The organism is Rhodovulum sp. ES.010, from assembly GCF_900142935.1.
Lineage (GTDB): Bacteria > Pseudomonadota > Alphaproteobacteria > Rhodobacterales > Rhodobacteraceae > Rhodovulum.
The window spans coordinates 295,031-309,466 of the sequence record NZ_FSRS01000001.1; the positions used below are offsets into that span (position 1 = coordinate 295,031).

Consider the following 14,436-nt stretch of genomic DNA (forward strand, 5'->3'; position numbering starts at 1 on the left):
ACGCTGCACATGCCTTTCCAGGACTACAAAACCGTGCGGGACGTCGCCGAACAGTTGAAAGTCAGCGAGGCCACCGTCCGGCGCTGGATCAGGGACGGCGAATTGCGTGCCATCGATATCGGCAAGGGCTGGAGGGTCGGGGCGAACGACCTTGGCGCCTTTCTCAGTGCCCATGAGACGCGGCCGCCCGAGCGGTCCGGCGGGTCGGGACACCGCGCGGGCGCGGCGGGAGGCGACGGCGCCGCCGGGCGGGAGGCCTGATGGACGCGCTGCTCCATTCCCCGTTCGGAGAGGTCGCGGCGCTTCTCGTCCTGGCGGCGGTGATCGGCTTTTTCGGCCTCATCCTGCGCCAGCCGCTGATCGTCAGTTTCATCGCGGTGGGTCTGGCCGCTGGGCCCTCGGCGCTGGACGTGGTGCGGTCGGACGAACAGATCGACCTGCTGTCGCAACTGGGAATCGCGGTGCTGTTGTTCCTCGTTGGCATCAAGCTGGACGTGAAGCTGATCCGGTCGCTCGGGGGCGTGGCGGTGATGACCGGCCTCGGCCAGGTCGCCTTCACCTCGATCTTCGGCTACCTGATCGGGCTGGCTCTGGGGCTGGACCATGTCACCAGTCTCTACGTGGCGGTGGCGCTGACGTTCTCGTCCACGATCATCATCGTGAAGCTGCTGTCCGACAAGCGCGAGATCGACAGCCTGCACGGGCAGATCGCGCTGGGTTTCCTGATCGTGCAGGACCTCGTGGTGGTGCTGGCGATGATCGTGCTTTCGGCCATCGGGATCGGCACGGGCGACGGCAATGGCGGCGGTTCGATCCTGGCCGTTCTGGCCTCGGGCGTGGCCATGGTGGCGCTGGTGATCGGTTTCGTGCGCTACGTCGCCGACCCGCTGACCGAGCGGCTGGCGCGCGCGCCGGAACTGCTGGTCATCTTCGCCATCGCGCAGGCCGCGATCTTCGCCGCCGTCGGCGATTTCGTCGGCCTCGGCAAGGAGGTGGGCGGGCTGCTGGCCGGAGTCTCGCTGGCCTCGACGCCCTATCGCGAGACCATCGCGGCCCGCCTCGCGCCCCTGCGCGACTTCCTGCTGCTGTTCTTCTTCATCGCGCTCGGCTCGGCGCTCGACCTCTCGCTTCTGGGCGCCCATGTGACGGGTGCGATCGTGTTCTCGCTCTTCGTGCTGATCGGCAACCCGTTGATCGTGCTGGCGATCATGGGGGCACTGGGCTACCGAAAGCGCACCGGCTTCCTCGCGGGCCTGACCGTCGCGCAGATCAGCGAGTTTTCCCTGATCTTCGTCGCGATGGGCGTCTCGCTCGGCCATGTCGCGCCCGACGCGCTGGGGCTGGTGACGATGGTCGGCCTCGTGACCATCGCGGCCTCGACCTACATGATCACCTATTCGCACGAGCTTTACCGCGTGTTCGAACCGGTCCTGGGCGTTTTCGAACGCAAGGGAACGCCACGCGAACCGCACGGTGCCGTCGCGACGGCGAAGGACGGCTATCCGGTGCTGGTCTTCGGCCTGGGCCGGTTCGGCACGGCCATTGCGGTCCGGCTGCAGAAGCAGGGCGTCAAGGTGCTGGGTGTCGATTTCAACCCGCAGGCCGTGCGCCGCGCGCGGGAACTGGGGCTCCGCGCGAAATACGGTGACGGGACCGACGCGGAATTCGTCGCCGACCTGCCGCTGCCGCGGGCCGAGTGGGTCGTCTCGACCGTGCCGATCCATCCGATGGGTCTGAGCCACGAGGACACGCGGCGAACGCTGATCCAGCTGGCCCGCGGAGCGGGGTTCACCGGGCGCATCGCGGTGACCTCGCACAGCGCGAAGGACACCGAGGACCTGTTCGGCGCGGGCGCCGACCTCGTGCTGGAGCCGTTCCAGGATGCCGCAGACCGGGCCGTGGAGCTGATATCGGGCGCGCCCGGGGAAGACCGTACCGACATCCCGGAGATCGGAGGAGAGGAGCCGCAGCCCGCATGACCGACCATTCGCCGGTTCAGGCCGCCGCCTCGGGGAAGGGCGCCGAGGCGGCGCGGGCGAGACCGCATGCCGTGACCGCCGGCGTGGCGCTGGACGCCGTCGGGGGGCGCAGCGACGGGTTGGCCGCCGAGGACGCCGCGCGCCGGCTGGCGGCGCATGGCGCCAACCGCCTGCCCGCGCCGCCCAGGCGCAGCGCGCTCCTGCGCTTCCTCGTGCAGTTCAACAACGTGCTGATCTACGTGTTGATCGGCGCGGCGGCGGTCACGGCCGGGCTGGGGCACTGGGTCGATACCGGGGTGATCCTCGCCGTGGTGATCGTCAACGCGATCATCGGCTTCGTGCAGGAGGGCCGGGCCGAGCAGGCAATGGAGGCGATCCGCGACATGCTGGCGCCGCGCTCGGCGGTGCTGCGCGACGGGCGGCGGCTCAGCGTGGATGCGGCAGACCTGGTGCCCGGCGATCTCGTGCTGGTCGAGGCGGGTGACCGGGTGCCGGCCGACCTGCGCCTCGTCGAGGCGCGCGGGCTGCGCGCCGAGGAGGCCATCCTGACGGGCGAGTCCGTGCCGGTGGACAAGGGCACCGCCCCGGTGGGTGCCGCGGCGGTGCTGGGCGACCGGACGCCGATGCTGTTCTCGGGCACGTTGATTGCCGGCGGCACCGGGCGCGGGGTGGTCGTGGCCACCGGCGCCGACACCCAGATCGGCCGGATCAGCGGGATGCTGGCCGGGGTCGAAAAGCTGACCACCCCGCTCGTCCGCCAGATGGACGTCTTCGCCCGCTGGCTGACGGTGTTCATCCTGCTGGTGGCGGGCAGCCTGCTGGCCTACGGGTATTTCGTCGGACACCTGCCCTTTGCCGAGCTGTTCATGGCGGTCGTGGGCCTGTCGGTTGCGGCGATCCCCGAAGGCCTGCCGGCGGTGTTGACGATCACGCTCGCGGTGGGCGTGCAGGCCATGGCCCGGCGCAACGCCATCGTGCGCCGCCTGCCTGCGATCGAGACGCTTGGCTCGGTCTCGGTGATCTGCTCGGACAAGACCGGCACGCTGACCCGGAACGAGATGATGGCGGCGACCCTCGCGGCGGCCGAGCATGTCTACTCGGTCGGGGGCAGCGGCTATGCCCCCGAGGGCGCGGTGCGCTGGCGCGAGGCCGACGCCCATCCCGACGAGCACGCCGTGCTGATGGAATTCGCACGCGCTGCGGGGCTCTGCAACGATGCGATGCTGCACGCGCACGAGGCCGGCTGGCGCGTCGAGGGCGACCCGATGGAGGGCGCGCTGATGGCGCTGGCGGGCAAGATCACCGGCGAGGGCGCCGAGCCCTTCCGCCAGTGGACGCGCACCGACGCGATTCCGTTCGACGCGGCGCATCGCTACATGGCGGTGCTGCACCACGATCACGCGGGCCGCGCCTGCGTTCACCTCAAGGGCGCGCCGGAAGCGGTGCTGGCGATGTGCGCCGACCAGCGCGCGGCGCATGGCGGGACAGAGCCTCTGGACGTCGACCACTGGCACCGGGCGGTCGACGATCTGGCCGCCGAGGGGCAGCGGGTCATCGCCGTGGCGGTGCGGTCCGTGCCGCAGGATCACACCGTGCTGAACGTGGCCGACCTGGAGGGGCGGCTGACGCTGGTCGGGCTGATCGGCCTGATCGACCCGCCGCGGGCGGAGGCGATCGACGCCGTGGCCGAGTGCCACGCCGCCGGTATCCGGGTGAAGATGATCACCGGCGACCACGCCGCCACCGCGCGCGCCATCGCCGCGCGCATCGGCCTGATGAACCACGACCGCGTCCTGACCGGCGCTGACCTCGAGGCGATGGACGACGCCGCGCTGGCCGAGGCCGCCGTCGGAACCGACATCTTCGCGCGCACGTCCCCCGCCCACAAGCTGCGGCTTGTCACCGCCCTGCAATCGCGCGGGCTTACTGTCGCGATGACCGGCGACGGGGTGAACGACGCGCCCGCGCTGAAGCGTGCCGATGCCGGGATCGCGATGGGCCGGAAGGGCAGCGAGGCCGCCAAGGAGGCCGCCGAACTGGTGCTGGCCGACGACAACTTCGCCTCGATCGCGGCCGCCGTGCGCGAGGGGCGCACGGTCTACGACAACATCAAGAAGGTCATCAGCTGGACCCTGCCCACCAACGCGGGCGAGGCGATGCCGATCATCATCGCGCTGTTCCTCGGCATGGCCCTGCCGATCACGGCGGTGCAGATCCTCTGGGTCAATCTGATCGCCACGGTCACGCTCGGCCTCGCGCTGGCCTTCGAGCCGTCCGAACCCGGCACCATGCGCCGCCCGCCGCGGCGACGGGGCGAGGCGTTGCTGACCGGGGAACTGGTCTGGCACGTGGCGCTGGTCTCGCTGCTGTTCTCGGCCGCGGTCTTCGGCATCTACACCTACGCGCTGGACAAGGGGCATTCGCAGCAGCTGGCGCAGACCATGGCGATGAACATGATCGTGGTGCTGGAGATCTTCCACCTGTTCTTCATCCGCAACATCCACGGCACCTCGCTGACCTGGGCCGCGGCCAGGGCCACGCGGGTCGTCTGGGCCTGTATCGTGGCGGTGACCGGGGCGCAGTTCGCCGTCACCTACCTGCCGCCGCTTCAGGCCGTCTTCGGAACGGCAAACGTTCCGGTCGTCGACGGGATGCTCATCGTGGCCATCGGCGTGGCGTTCTTCGCCCTGATCGAGACCGAGAAACAGATGCGGCTCGCCTTCGGAACCGGAGGCAAGGCGCAGGGCTGACCCGCCGGCGCGGTCGCGAGCCTGCTGCGGACCGGCGACGGCACCCGGGATCGTGGGCCCGGCGCCCGCTGGGCGGTCGATCCGCGCCGAGCCTGAAGCTCTGTGCCGAAAATGACGGCGAAACCGCCGCGAACGTGTTCTGTTTTGCCGAGGAGGCGCTGAACGGCGCGCGCGAACGCGATGTCATCACCGATTTCTAGGTCGGCGTCGACGCGATCGCGCTTGCGCCGGGCGTCGCGGTGGCGTCGATCCGCGAGGCGGGCGGCAGGTGGCGATCCAACTCCACGACGATCCGCTGGCGGGCCGGTCGCGACCTTGCGACCTGTGCGCCGCGACCTGGCGGCGTGGTAGGGTGGTTCCGGTATCGACCGCGTCCCGAGCGAGCGCCCATGACCGACCCCTGCCAGGACGGCGTCATCGCGTTCCTGTCCGATCCGGCCACCCACGGCGTGGCGGGGCCGGTCGAGGTGATCGAGACCCACATCTCGGTCGTCTTCCTTGCGGGCGCACGGGCCTACAAGCTGAAGCGCGCGGTCAAGCTGCCCTATACCGACGGCTCCACGCCCCGCTTGCGCCTCGCCACGTGCGAGAAGGAACTGGCGCTGAACCGTCCCGGCGCGCCGGACCTCTATCTCGGCGTCCGCCGGATCACGCGATGCGCTGGCGGTCTGGTCTTCGACGGCGACGGGCCGCTGGTCGATGCCGTGGTCGAGATGGTGCGCTTCGACCAGGCGGCCCTGTTCGACCGGCTCGCCGAGCGGAACGCCCTTGGCCCCGAGTTGCTGGACGATCTCGCGGGCCGGGTCGCGGCGTTCCACGCGCAGGCCCCGGTGGTTCACTCCGGCGGCGGGGCGCGGAACATCGCCGGTGTGCTCGACATCAACCGTGCCGGTTTCGCCACCAGCGACGTCTTCGCGCGTGCCGAGATCGATGCGCTGGATACCCGCTTTCGCCGCCGGCTCGCGCGGCTTGCGGCCCGGCTCGACGCGCGTGAGGCCGCGGGGCTCGTGCGGCGCTGCCATGGCGACCTGCACCTGCGAAACATCTGCCTGTTCGGGGGGCGGCCCACGCTGTTCGACTGCATCGAGTTCAACGACCGGCTCGCCACCGTCGACGTGCTCTACGACCTCGCCTTCCTGCTGATGGATCTCTGGCACCGCGGCCTGCCCGGGCGCGCGAACCGCGTCGCCAACCGCTATTTCGACGCGGCCGCGACGGATGCGGGGTTCGACCTGCTGCCCTTCTTCATGGCGCTGCGCGCCGCGGTGCGCGCGCATGTGACCGCGACGGCCGCGATGGAGGCGGGCGGCGGCGCCGCGGCGCAGGCGGCCGCCGCGCGCCGCTATTTCGCCCTGGCGAACCGGCTTCTGTCGGGCGGCGCGGCGCGCGTGGTTGCGCTGGGCGGGCTCTCGGGCAGCGGCAAGACCACGCTCGCCGAGGCGCTCGCGCCAGAGCTCGGGCGGCCGCCCGGGGCGCGCCTCGTCGAAAGCGACCGCATGCGCAAGGGGCTTTTCGGTATCCCGGTCGACCGTCGCCTGCCCGAAAGCGCCTATCGCCCCGAGGTGTCCGAGGCGGTCTATGCGCGGCTTGTCTCGCGGGCGCGCGCGCTCGCCGGCGCCGGCGTCAGCGTCGTGCTTGCCGCGGTCTACGACCGGCCGGAGCGTCGAGCGGCGCTGGTGACGGGACTGGCCGGCCGGGACCTCGCGGCGATCTGGCTCACCGCGCCGCCGGAGACGCTGCGCAGCCGCGTCCAAGGCCGGGCGCCCGGCGCCTCGGATGCGACACCGGAGGTGCTGGAGGCGCAGCTCGGCCGCGCCGCGCCGCCTGCGGCCTGGACCCGCGTGTCGAGCGAGGGCGGCCTCGACGAGACCCTGGCGCGCCTGCGCGCGGCCCTGGAGGCGTAGGCGAAAGCGGCCAGCGGGGCAGGGGACTCTCCAAGACCGGCGCGGGACGGAACGCGACGGTGCCGCGGGCCGCGTGCAAACCGAACGTTTCGCGCAGGCCCCCATTCCCGTGCCGGGCGCGCGTCGTGAAGGGGGGCTTTCGGCGATCACCATCCGCGCCGCGCGCGGCGCTTGTCTGTTACCGGGCACCCCCTTTTGCAGGGGCGCCGAAACGGCGCGGAGGCGCGGTGCGAAAAGCGTTTACGGCGTTCTATATTTCGGATATTCGAGAAATATGGAAGAGATGATTCCCTCCCGTCTGGCCACCCTGGGCCACCCGCACCGTCTGGCGATCTTCCGCCTGTTGGTGCGGCGCTATCCCGACCGCGTGGCGGCGGGCGAGATCGGCGTGGCGCTGGGGCTGAAGCCGTCGACGCTGTCGGCCTATCTCGCGGCGCTGATGCGGGCGCGGCTGGTGACCCAGACGCGGGAGGGCACGTCTCTGCGCTACGCGATCGACATGACAGAGGTGCGACGCACCTTCGACTACCTGCTTCTCGACTGCTGTCGCGGGCGGCCGGATCTCTGCGTGCCCGTTTCCTTCCCCTCGCTTACAGGACCCCTCCAGATGCCCGACCGAAAATACAACGTGCTCTTCATCTGCACCGGCAACTCGGCGCGCTCGATCTTCGCCGAGTCGATCCTTCGGAAGGAGGCCGGCGACCGCTTCAACGCCCATTCCGCCGGGACGAAGCCCTATTCCGAGCTCAACCCCTTCGCCGTGCAGGTGTTGCGCGACAAGGGCCACGACATCTCGGTGCTGCGGGCCAAGCACGTCTCCGAGTTCCAGGGGCCGGACGCGGCGAAGATGGATTTCGTCTTCACGGTCTGCGACCAGGCCGCGAACGAGGACTGCCCCGCCTGGGAAGGCCAGCCGGTCACCGCCCATTGGGGCATGCCCGACCCCGTCAGGGCCGAGGGCACGGACGCGCAGAAAGGCCTGGCGTTCCAGCACGCCTATGGCGCACTGCGGAACCGCATCCACGCCTTCGCGGCGCTGCATCTAGAAACGCTCGACCGTATGGCGCTGCAAAAGGCGGTGGACGAGATCGGCCGCGACGCCGCCGAGGTGCGGTCTTGACCGTCTACGCGCTGAACGGCCTCGGCCGGATCGGAAAGCTGGCGCTGCGCCCCCTGCTGCAGCGCGGCGCCGAGATTGCCTGGATCAACGACGCGGTGGGCGACCCGGAGATGCACGCCCACCTCCTGGAATTCGACACGGTGCACGGGCGCTGGGACGCGGCGTTCGCCCATGACGGCGACAGCCTGACGGTCAACGGCACCCGGCTGCCCTTCGTGGGTGCGTCGCGGATCGAGGATCTGCCGCTCGACGGCGTGGACGTGGTCATCGACTGCACCGGCGTCTTCAAGTCCGAGGCCAGGCTCGCCCCCTATTTCGACGCCGGTGTGCGCAAGGTCGTGGTCTCGGCCCCGGTGAAGGACGGGGACGCGGCCAACATCGTCTATGGCGTGAACCACGCCAGCTACGATGCGGACCGGCACCGGATCGTGACGGCGGCCAGTTGCACCACCAATTGCCTCGCCCCCGTGGTCAAGGTGATCCACGAAACCTTCGGCATCCGCCACGGCGTCATCACCACGATCCACGACGTGACCAACACCCAGACCATCGTGGACCGCCCGGCCAAGGATTTGCGCCGGGCGCGCTCGGCGCTCAATTCGCTGATCCCCACCACCACGGGCAGCGCCACGGCGATCACGCTGATCTATCCCGAACTCGAGGGCCGGCTGAACGGCCACGCGGTGCGGGTGCCGCTGCTCAACGCCTCGCTGACCGACTGCGTCTTCGAGGTGGAGCGGACGACCACCGCCGACGAGGTGAACCGCTTCCTGAAAACCGCCTCGGACGGACCGCTCAAGGGCATCCTCGGCTACGAGGACCGGCCCCTGGTCTCGGCCGATTACGTGAACGACACGCGGTCCGCCATCGTCGACGCCCCCTCCACCATGGTCGTGGACGGCACCCAGGTGAAGGTCTTCGCCTGGTACGACAACGAGATGGGCTATGCGCACCGGCTGGCGGACGTCGCGCTGATGGTGGGGGCCGCGCTGTGAGCGACGACAACGCCTTCCGCGTGCGCCAGATCCTCGCCGAGGTCCGGCGCCTTGCGGTCGAATACAAGGCCCTGACGGGCAAGCCCCTCGGCGTCACGGGCGAGGTGGCGGAGCATCTCGCGGCCGAGATCCTCGGGCTGGACCTCGCCGATGCGCGGAGCCCGGGCTTCGACGCGATCCGCACCCGCGACGGGCGCAGGGAGCGTATCCAGATCAAGGGGCGGGTGATCCCGCGGCGCAACGGGGCAAGCCAGCGCGTCGGCACCATCAAGCGGGACGCGGAGTGCGATGCGGTCGTCCTGGTGCTGATGGACCCGGACACGTTCGATGCGCTGGAGATCTGGGAAGCCGACATGGACGCCGTTCGACAGCGGCTTGCGCAGCCGGGATCGAAGGCCCGCGCCCGGGGCTCGCTCGGGGTGTCGGAATTCAGGGCGCTGGCCGAGAGGATCTATCCATGACCCGGCGCCCCGACGGCCTGTCGGCCTATATCGCCGTGACCGCCGCCTACTGGGCCTTCATGCTGACCGACGGCGCGCTCAGGATGCTGGTGCTGCTGCACTTTCACACGCTGGGTTTCACGCCGGTCCAGTTGGCCTATCTCTTCGTGCTCTACGAGATCGCGGGGATGGTGACGAACCTCTCGGCGGGCTGGCTGGCCGCGCGGTTCGGGCTGACCTCGACCCTGTATGCCGGGCTGGGCCTGCAGGTCATGGCCCTGATCGCGCTGGCGCAGCTCGATCCGGGCTGGGCACTGGGGCTTTCCGTGGCCTACGTCATGGTCGTGCAGGGCGCGAGCGGGGTGGCGAAGGACCTGGCCAAGATGTCGTCGAAATCCGCGGTCAAGCTGCTGGCGCCGACCGAGGGCGACGGCCTCTTCCGCTGGGTGGCGGCGCTGACCGGGTCGAAGAACGCGGTGAAGGGGCTGGGCTTCCTGTTGGGGGCGGCGCTTCTGGCCGGGGTCGGCTTTACCTGGGCGGTGCTGGGGATGGCCGCGGTGCTGGCGGCGATCCTGGTGGCCGTCCTGATCGCCATGCCGCCGGGTCTGCCGAAGGGGCGCAAGGGGGCCAAGTTCACGGAGGTCTTCTCGAAATCGGCGAATGTCAACTGGCTGTCGGCGGCGCGGGTGTTCCTGTTCGGCGCCCGCGACGTCTGGTTCGTGGTCGGCATCCCGATCTACTTCTATGCGGTGCTGTCGGACGGCAGCGAAGAGGGCAACCGCGCCGCATTCTTCCTGATCGGAACCTTCATGGCGGTCTGGATCATCCTCTACGGCGCGGTGCAGGCCGCGGCCCCCCGGCTCCTGCGCGCCGGGGCGCGCCCCGAGGCCGCGCTGATCGGCGCGGCCAGGGGATGGGCGCTGGCGCTCTTGGCCGTGCCCGCGGTGCTGACGGGGGCGACCCTGCTTGCCGCGGGGCCGCAGCCCTGGCTGACCGCCACGCTGGTCGGCGGGCTGCTGGTCTTCGGGGGGCTTTTCGCGATCAACTCGTCGCTGCACTCCTACCTGATCCTCGCCTTCACCCGGGCCGAGCGGGTGACCATGGATGTCGGCTTCTACTACATGGCCAATGCCGGCGGCCGGCTCCTCGGCACGGTCCTGTCGGGGCTGACCTACCAGGCCGGCGGCCTGCCGTTGATGCTGGGCACCGCGGCGGCGATGGTCGCGGCCTCCGCGCTGGCCGCCGGGCGCCTGCGCCCGCAAGGCGGGACGGAGGCGCCCGCATGAGCGTCTTCGAAAGGTATCTCACGCTGTGGGTGGCGCTCGCCATGATCGCGGGGATCGCCATCGGCAGCGCGGCCCCCGCGCTGGTCGAGATGATCGCCGCGGCGGAACTGGCGCGCGTCAACCTGGTGGTCGCGGTGCTGATCTGGGCGATGGTCTACCCGATGATGGTGGGCGTTGATCCGGGCAGCCTGAGGGGCGTCCTGAAACAGCCGAAGGGCCTGGCGATCACGCTTGCCGTAAACTGGCTGATCAAGCCCTTCACCATGGCCGCGCTCGGCGTGCTGTTCTTCGAGCATGTCTTCGCCGGCCTCATCGCGCCGGCCGACGCGCAGCAATACATCGCCGGGCTGATCCTGCTGGGCGCGGCCCCCTGCACGGCGATGGTCTTCGTCTGGTCGCACCTGACGCGCGGCGACGAGACCTACACGCTTCTGCAGGTCTCGGTGAACGACGTGGTGATGGTTTTCGCCTTTGCGCCGATCGTGGCCGTGCTCCTTGGCGTCACCGACATCGCCGTGCCGTGGGAGACGCTGATCCTGTCGGTCCTGCTCTTCGTGGCGCTGCCGCTTGCGGCCGGCTTGTGGACCCGCCACAGGCTGCGGACGCCGGCCCGGATCGCGGCGTTCCGAGACCGGGTCAAGCCGTGGTCGATCGTCGGGCTGATCGCGACCGTGACGATCCTCTTCGGCCTGCAAGGCGAGGTGATCCTCGACCGGCCGCTCGTGATCGGCCTGATCGCGGTGCCGATCCTGATCCAGTCCTACGGCATCTTCGCGCTGGCCTATGCGGCGGCCTGGGCGCTGCGCGTGCCGCACCGCATCGCGGCACCCTGCGCCCTGATCGGCACCTCCAACTTCTTCGAACTGGCGGTCGCGGTGGCGATCAGTCTGTTCGGTCTGAACTCCGGCGCCGCATTGGCGACCGTGGTCGGCGTGCTGGTCGAGGTTCCGGTCATGCTCTCCCTCGTGGCCTTCGCCAACCGGACGCGGCCGCGCTTCGCGTGAGCCCGGGGAGGCCCGAAGGACGGCGCGCTCAACGCGGGGCGAAGGGGTTCGTCCAGGCCCGCCGGCCCGCCCGGTCGATCACCGAGAGGCGGATCCAGGGGCTGTCCGAGAAGCGGGCGAGCGGTATCTCGGCCCGTGTCAGGCTTGCGCCGTGGACGGCCTTCGCGGCCGAGCCGTGCCCTTGCAGGATCACCGAGGACACCGCAGAGGTTTCGACGACCACCCGGTCGTCTTCGACCGCCACGTTCCTGAATTCCGGGCCTTGCGAGGCGTAGAATTCCCCCGCCTTCAGCGCCGCCAGCAGGGCGTCGGGGGCATTGGCCTCGGCCTTGACCATCACCCAGCCGCCGAAATGGTCGGGTTCGGTGAAATGCGCGTCATCCGTCGCAACCAGGGTCAGCGGCCGGCCCTCGGACAGCAACAGGTCGAGCGTATGGAACCCCTCGCCCCGGTCCGCCCCCGTCGCGCAGCCGTGGTTGTAGACCTCGACGGCATGGGCGGCCTCGATGCTGCGCGCGTCCTCCGCGGTCAGGCCCGACCAATGCGGATGCGCGATGGCCACGAAGGCGCCCGCGGCGCGCGCGCGCTCGGCCAGTTCGGGGCCGGTCTCCTGCGCGTCCACCGGCTGGAAGGTCGGCGCGGCAGGGGGCGCGAAGTCGTCCGGCAGGCCCACCGCGAGGATGTGCCAGAGCTCGCCGTTCGCCATCGCCCCGGAGTGAAGCTCGGCGCCCAGGAGCGTCGTGAACGTCTCGTCCCGGAACGGCCGGGTGTCGGCGACGGGGTAGCCGTACCGGCCGATGAAATGGTCGGTCAGCGCGATGAAGTCGTAGCCCTCGGCCTTGTAGCGGCGGCACACCTCGGCGGGCTCCAGCGCACCGTCGGACAGGGTGGAATGGGTGTGAAGGTTGCCGCGGTAGAAACGTCCGGGGCGGGCGAAGGCGGGCAGCTGCATGGCGGTCTCCGGTGTGGCGCTCAGGCGGGGTCGAGGCGGTCGACAAGGCGGGGCAGGTCGGCGACCGTGTCGATCACGTGATCGGCGCCCGCCGCGCGCAGCATCTCGGTGGCCCGCCGGCGCAGCGTCTCGACCTCCTCGGCCGGCAGCGCGGCAAGCTCCTTGGGCGTCCTGCCCACCGCGTTGCCCGACAGCGCGACGCCGACGGTCAGGCAGCCCGCGGCCACGCCCTCGGCGATGCCCGGCGCGGTGTCGTCGACCTTGACGACGCTTGCCGGCGGGTAGACCGCCAGATCGATTAAGCACTGGTACATCCCCAGGGGGCCGGGCCGCCCCTCGGGCAGGTCGTCGGCGCAGACGAGGTTGTCGGGCGCATAGCCCTGCTCGGCCGCCTTGGGCAGAACGCGCTCCATGATCGACCGGGTGTAGCCGGTGGTCGAGCCGATCTTCATGCCCCGGCCGCGCAGCCAGGCCATGGTTTCGACGGTTCCGGGGACCAGCGTGGCGTAATCGGCCACGACCTCCTCGTTCATCGGCACGAAGACCTCGTAGACCTTGTCGACATCTGCGTCGGTCGGCGGGGCGCCATGGCGGGCGGCCCATTGCGCGGCGATGTCGGGGTCGGACAGCATCGCGCGGATGTGGTCCCATTTCGGGCTTCCCATAGGCGCGCGGGCCTGCGCGATCGTCGCCGCGATCCCGAAGCGCTCGAACGCCTTCACGAACACGCCCATCGGCGCGAAGGATCCGAAATCGATCGTGGTGCCCGCCCAGTCGAAGACGGCGGCCTTGAACCTGCCCATCTCACACCTCCCCCTCGGCCAGCCGCGCCCGTTCGGCCCGGGCGGCCTCGGGCGGCGCGGCGCTTGTCACGCCCATGTCGTCCAGCACCTCCGCCGCGGCCGCCACCACCCGCCGCATCACCTGCGCATCCATCTGGCCGATGCAGCCGATGCGGAAACTCTCGACCGCGGTCAGCTTGCCGGGGTAGAGGACGAAGCCCTTCGCCTTCATCGCGTCGTAGAAGGCCGGGAAGGAAAAGGCCGGGTCGGCCGGGCAGAAGAACGTGACGATGATCGGCGAAAGCCAGCGATCGTCCAGCAGCGTCTCGAACCCCAGCGCGCGCATGCCGGCCACCAGAACGTCGCGGTTCTCCGCATAGCGCGCGCCGCGCGCCGCGACGCCGCCCTCGGCCGCATGCGCCCGCAGCGCCGTCACGAAGGCCGCCACGACATGGGTGGGCGGCGTGAAGCGCCACTGCCCGGTCCGCTCCATATGCGCCCATTGCGCATGCACGTCGAGCGACAGCGAGTGCGCGTTGCCCCGGGCGGCGTCCAGCGCCGCGCGTTTCGCGATCACGAAGCCGAAGCCCGGCACGCCCTCGATGCACTTGTTCGCGGACGACACCATCGCGTCGAACTGCAACCGCCGCGGGTCCAGCGGCACCGCGCCGAAGGCCGACATGGAGTCGATCAGCAGGGCCCGGCCCGCCGCGGCGACGGCATCCGAGATTTCCTCGATCGGGTTGAGGATGCCCGAGGAGGTCTCGCAATGGATCGCGACGACATGTGTGATGTGCGGGTCCGCCGCAAGCGCGCGGGCAACCTCCTCGCCGCGCGGCGGCAGGTAGTCGCCCTTGTCGAGAACGGTATGGGCGCGCCCCAGATAGCGCAGCGTCTCGGCGGCGCGCTGGCCGTAGGCGCCATTGGCCAGCACCAGCGTCTTGCCGTCGCGCGGGATGAAGCCGCCCAGCATCGCCTCGACCGAGAAACTGCCCGAGCCCTGCATCGGCACGCAGTCGTAGTCCGCCTTGCCCGGTCCCAGCAGGTCCAGCAGCCCGGCGCGCATCTCCGCCGTCAGGACCCTGAAATCCGCGTCCCAGCTGCCCCAGTCGCGCAGCATAGCGGCCTTGGTGTCATGGGCCGTGGTCAGCGGGCCGGGGGTCAGCAGGTACGGCTCTTCCAGCCGGGGCGGTGCAAGGGGGGCGTTGCTCGATGCCATTCTCG

12 protein-coding genes are annotated in these 14,436 nt (G+C 70.4%); 9 read left to right on the plus strand and 3 right to left on the minus strand.

Annotated elements, in window-relative coordinates; genetic code table 11:
- Positions 1–9 precede the first annotated feature (9 nt).
- The 9 genes from BUR28_RS01525 (at position 10) to arsB (ending at position 11,478) form a co-directional block, all read left to right on the plus strand.
- Positions 10–261, plus strand: coding sequence for a helix-turn-helix domain-containing protein (locus BUR28_RS01525; protein WP_074218509.1), 252 nt, complete (start codon positions 10–12; stop codon positions 259–261).
- Positions 261–1,979, plus strand: coding sequence for a cation:proton antiporter (locus BUR28_RS01530; RefSeq protein WP_074218510.1), 1,719 nt, complete (start codon positions 261–263; stop codon positions 1,977–1,979). Before BUR28_RS01525 ends, BUR28_RS01530 begins: the two co-directional genes overlap by 1 nt.
- Positions 1,976–4,729 (plus strand): cation-transporting P-type ATPase, encoded by a 2,754-nt coding sequence (locus tag BUR28_RS01535; protein ID WP_083626342.1) that lies wholly within the window; start codon positions 1,976–1,978, stop codon positions 4,727–4,729. Before BUR28_RS01530 ends, BUR28_RS01535 begins: the two co-directional genes overlap by 4 nt.
- Positions 4,730–5,118: 389 nt before the next feature.
- Positions 5,119–6,633, plus strand: coding sequence for a bifunctional aminoglycoside phosphotransferase/ATP-binding protein (locus BUR28_RS01540; protein WP_074218511.1), 1,515 nt, complete (start codon positions 5,119–5,121; stop codon positions 6,631–6,633).
- Positions 6,634–6,907: 274 nt separating this feature from the next.
- Positions 6,908–7,753: an arsenate reductase/protein-tyrosine-phosphatase family protein gene (locus tag BUR28_RS01545; protein ID WP_074218512.1), complete on the plus strand. Its 846-nt coding sequence runs from the start codon at positions 6,908–6,910 to the stop codon at positions 7,751–7,753.
- On the plus strand, positions 7,750–8,748 hold the full coding sequence (locus tag BUR28_RS01550; protein ID WP_074218513.1) for an ArsJ-associated glyceraldehyde-3-phosphate dehydrogenase: 999 nt from the start codon (positions 7,750–7,752) through the stop codon (positions 8,746–8,748). The genes BUR28_RS01545 and BUR28_RS01550 overlap by 4 nt, the downstream gene beginning before the upstream one ends.
- Positions 8,745–9,209: a DUF6998 domain-containing protein gene (locus tag BUR28_RS01555; protein ID WP_074218514.1), complete on the plus strand. Its 465-nt coding sequence runs from the start codon at positions 8,745–8,747 to the stop codon at positions 9,207–9,209. The genes BUR28_RS01550 and BUR28_RS01555 overlap by 4 nt, the downstream gene beginning before the upstream one ends.
- Positions 9,206–10,474 carry an organoarsenical effux MFS transporter ArsJ gene (gene arsJ, locus BUR28_RS01560; RefSeq protein ID WP_074218515.1) on the plus strand — a complete coding sequence of 423 codons (1,269 nt, stop codon included), beginning with the start codon at positions 9,206–9,208 and terminating at the stop codon, positions 10,472–10,474. Before BUR28_RS01555 ends, arsJ begins: the two co-directional genes overlap by 4 nt.
- Positions 10,471–11,478: an ACR3 family arsenite efflux transporter gene (gene arsB / locus BUR28_RS01565; protein WP_074218516.1), complete on the plus strand. Its 1,008-nt coding sequence runs from the start codon at positions 10,471–10,473 to the stop codon at positions 11,476–11,478. Before arsJ ends, arsB begins: the two co-directional genes overlap by 4 nt.
- Positions 11,479–11,506: 28 nt before the next feature.
- Here arsB and BUR28_RS01570 read toward each other — a convergent pair whose 3' ends face one another.
- From BUR28_RS01570 to BUR28_RS01580, 3 genes are read right to left on the minus strand one after another with little or no spacing between them, the layout of a single operon-like run.
- A complete protein-coding gene (locus BUR28_RS01570; RefSeq protein WP_074218517.1) occupies positions 11,507–12,430 on the minus strand; it encodes a PHP domain-containing protein in 924 nt (307 codons plus the stop codon).
- A 20-nt stretch (positions 12,431–12,450) separates the two neighbouring features.
- A complete protein-coding gene (phnX, locus tag BUR28_RS01575) occupies positions 12,451–13,233 on the minus strand; it encodes a phosphonoacetaldehyde hydrolase (RefSeq protein WP_074218518.1) in 783 nt (260 codons plus the stop codon).
- 1 nt (position 13,234) lies between these two features.
- Positions 13,235–14,431, minus strand: a complete 1,197-nt coding sequence (locus tag BUR28_RS01580) for a 2-aminoethylphosphonate--pyruvate transaminase (protein WP_074218519.1) — start codon at positions 14,429–14,431, stop codon at positions 13,235–13,237.
- Positions 14,432–14,436 lie beyond the last annotated feature (5 nt).

Coding starts and splice junctions, on each gene's coding strand:
- BUR28_RS01540 (WP_074218511.1), top strand. CDS start 5,119: ATGACCGACCCCTGCCAGGACGGCGTCATCGCGTTCCTGTCCGATCCG.
- BUR28_RS01530 (WP_074218510.1), top strand. CDS start 261: ATGGACGCGCTGCTCCATTCCCCGTTCGGAGAGGTCGCGGCGCTTCTC.
- BUR28_RS01570 (WP_074218517.1), bottom strand. CDS start 12,430: ATGCAGCTGCCCGCCTTCGCCCGCCCCGGACGTTTCTACCGCGGCAAC.
- BUR28_RS01545 (WP_074218512.1), top strand. CDS start 6,908: ATGGAAGAGATGATTCCCTCCCGTCTGGCCACCCTGGGCCACCCGCAC.
- arsJ (WP_074218515.1), top strand. CDS start 9,206: ATGACCCGGCGCCCCGACGGCCTGTCGGCCTATATCGCCGTGACCGCC.
- BUR28_RS01525 (WP_074218509.1), top strand. CDS start 10: ATGCCTTTCCAGGACTACAAAACCGTGCGGGACGTCGCCGAACAGTTG.
- phnX (WP_074218518.1), bottom strand. CDS start 13,233: ATGGGCAGGTTCAAGGCCGCCGTCTTCGACTGGGCGGGCACCACGATC.
- BUR28_RS01535 (WP_083626342.1), top strand. CDS start 1,976: ATGACCGACCATTCGCCGGTTCAGGCCGCCGCCTCGGGGAAGGGCGCC.
- BUR28_RS01580 (WP_074218519.1), bottom strand. CDS start 14,431: ATGGCATCGAGCAACGCCCCCCTTGCACCGCCCCGGCTGGAAGAGCCG.
- arsB (WP_074218516.1), top strand. CDS start 10,471: ATGAGCGTCTTCGAAAGGTATCTCACGCTGTGGGTGGCGCTCGCCATG.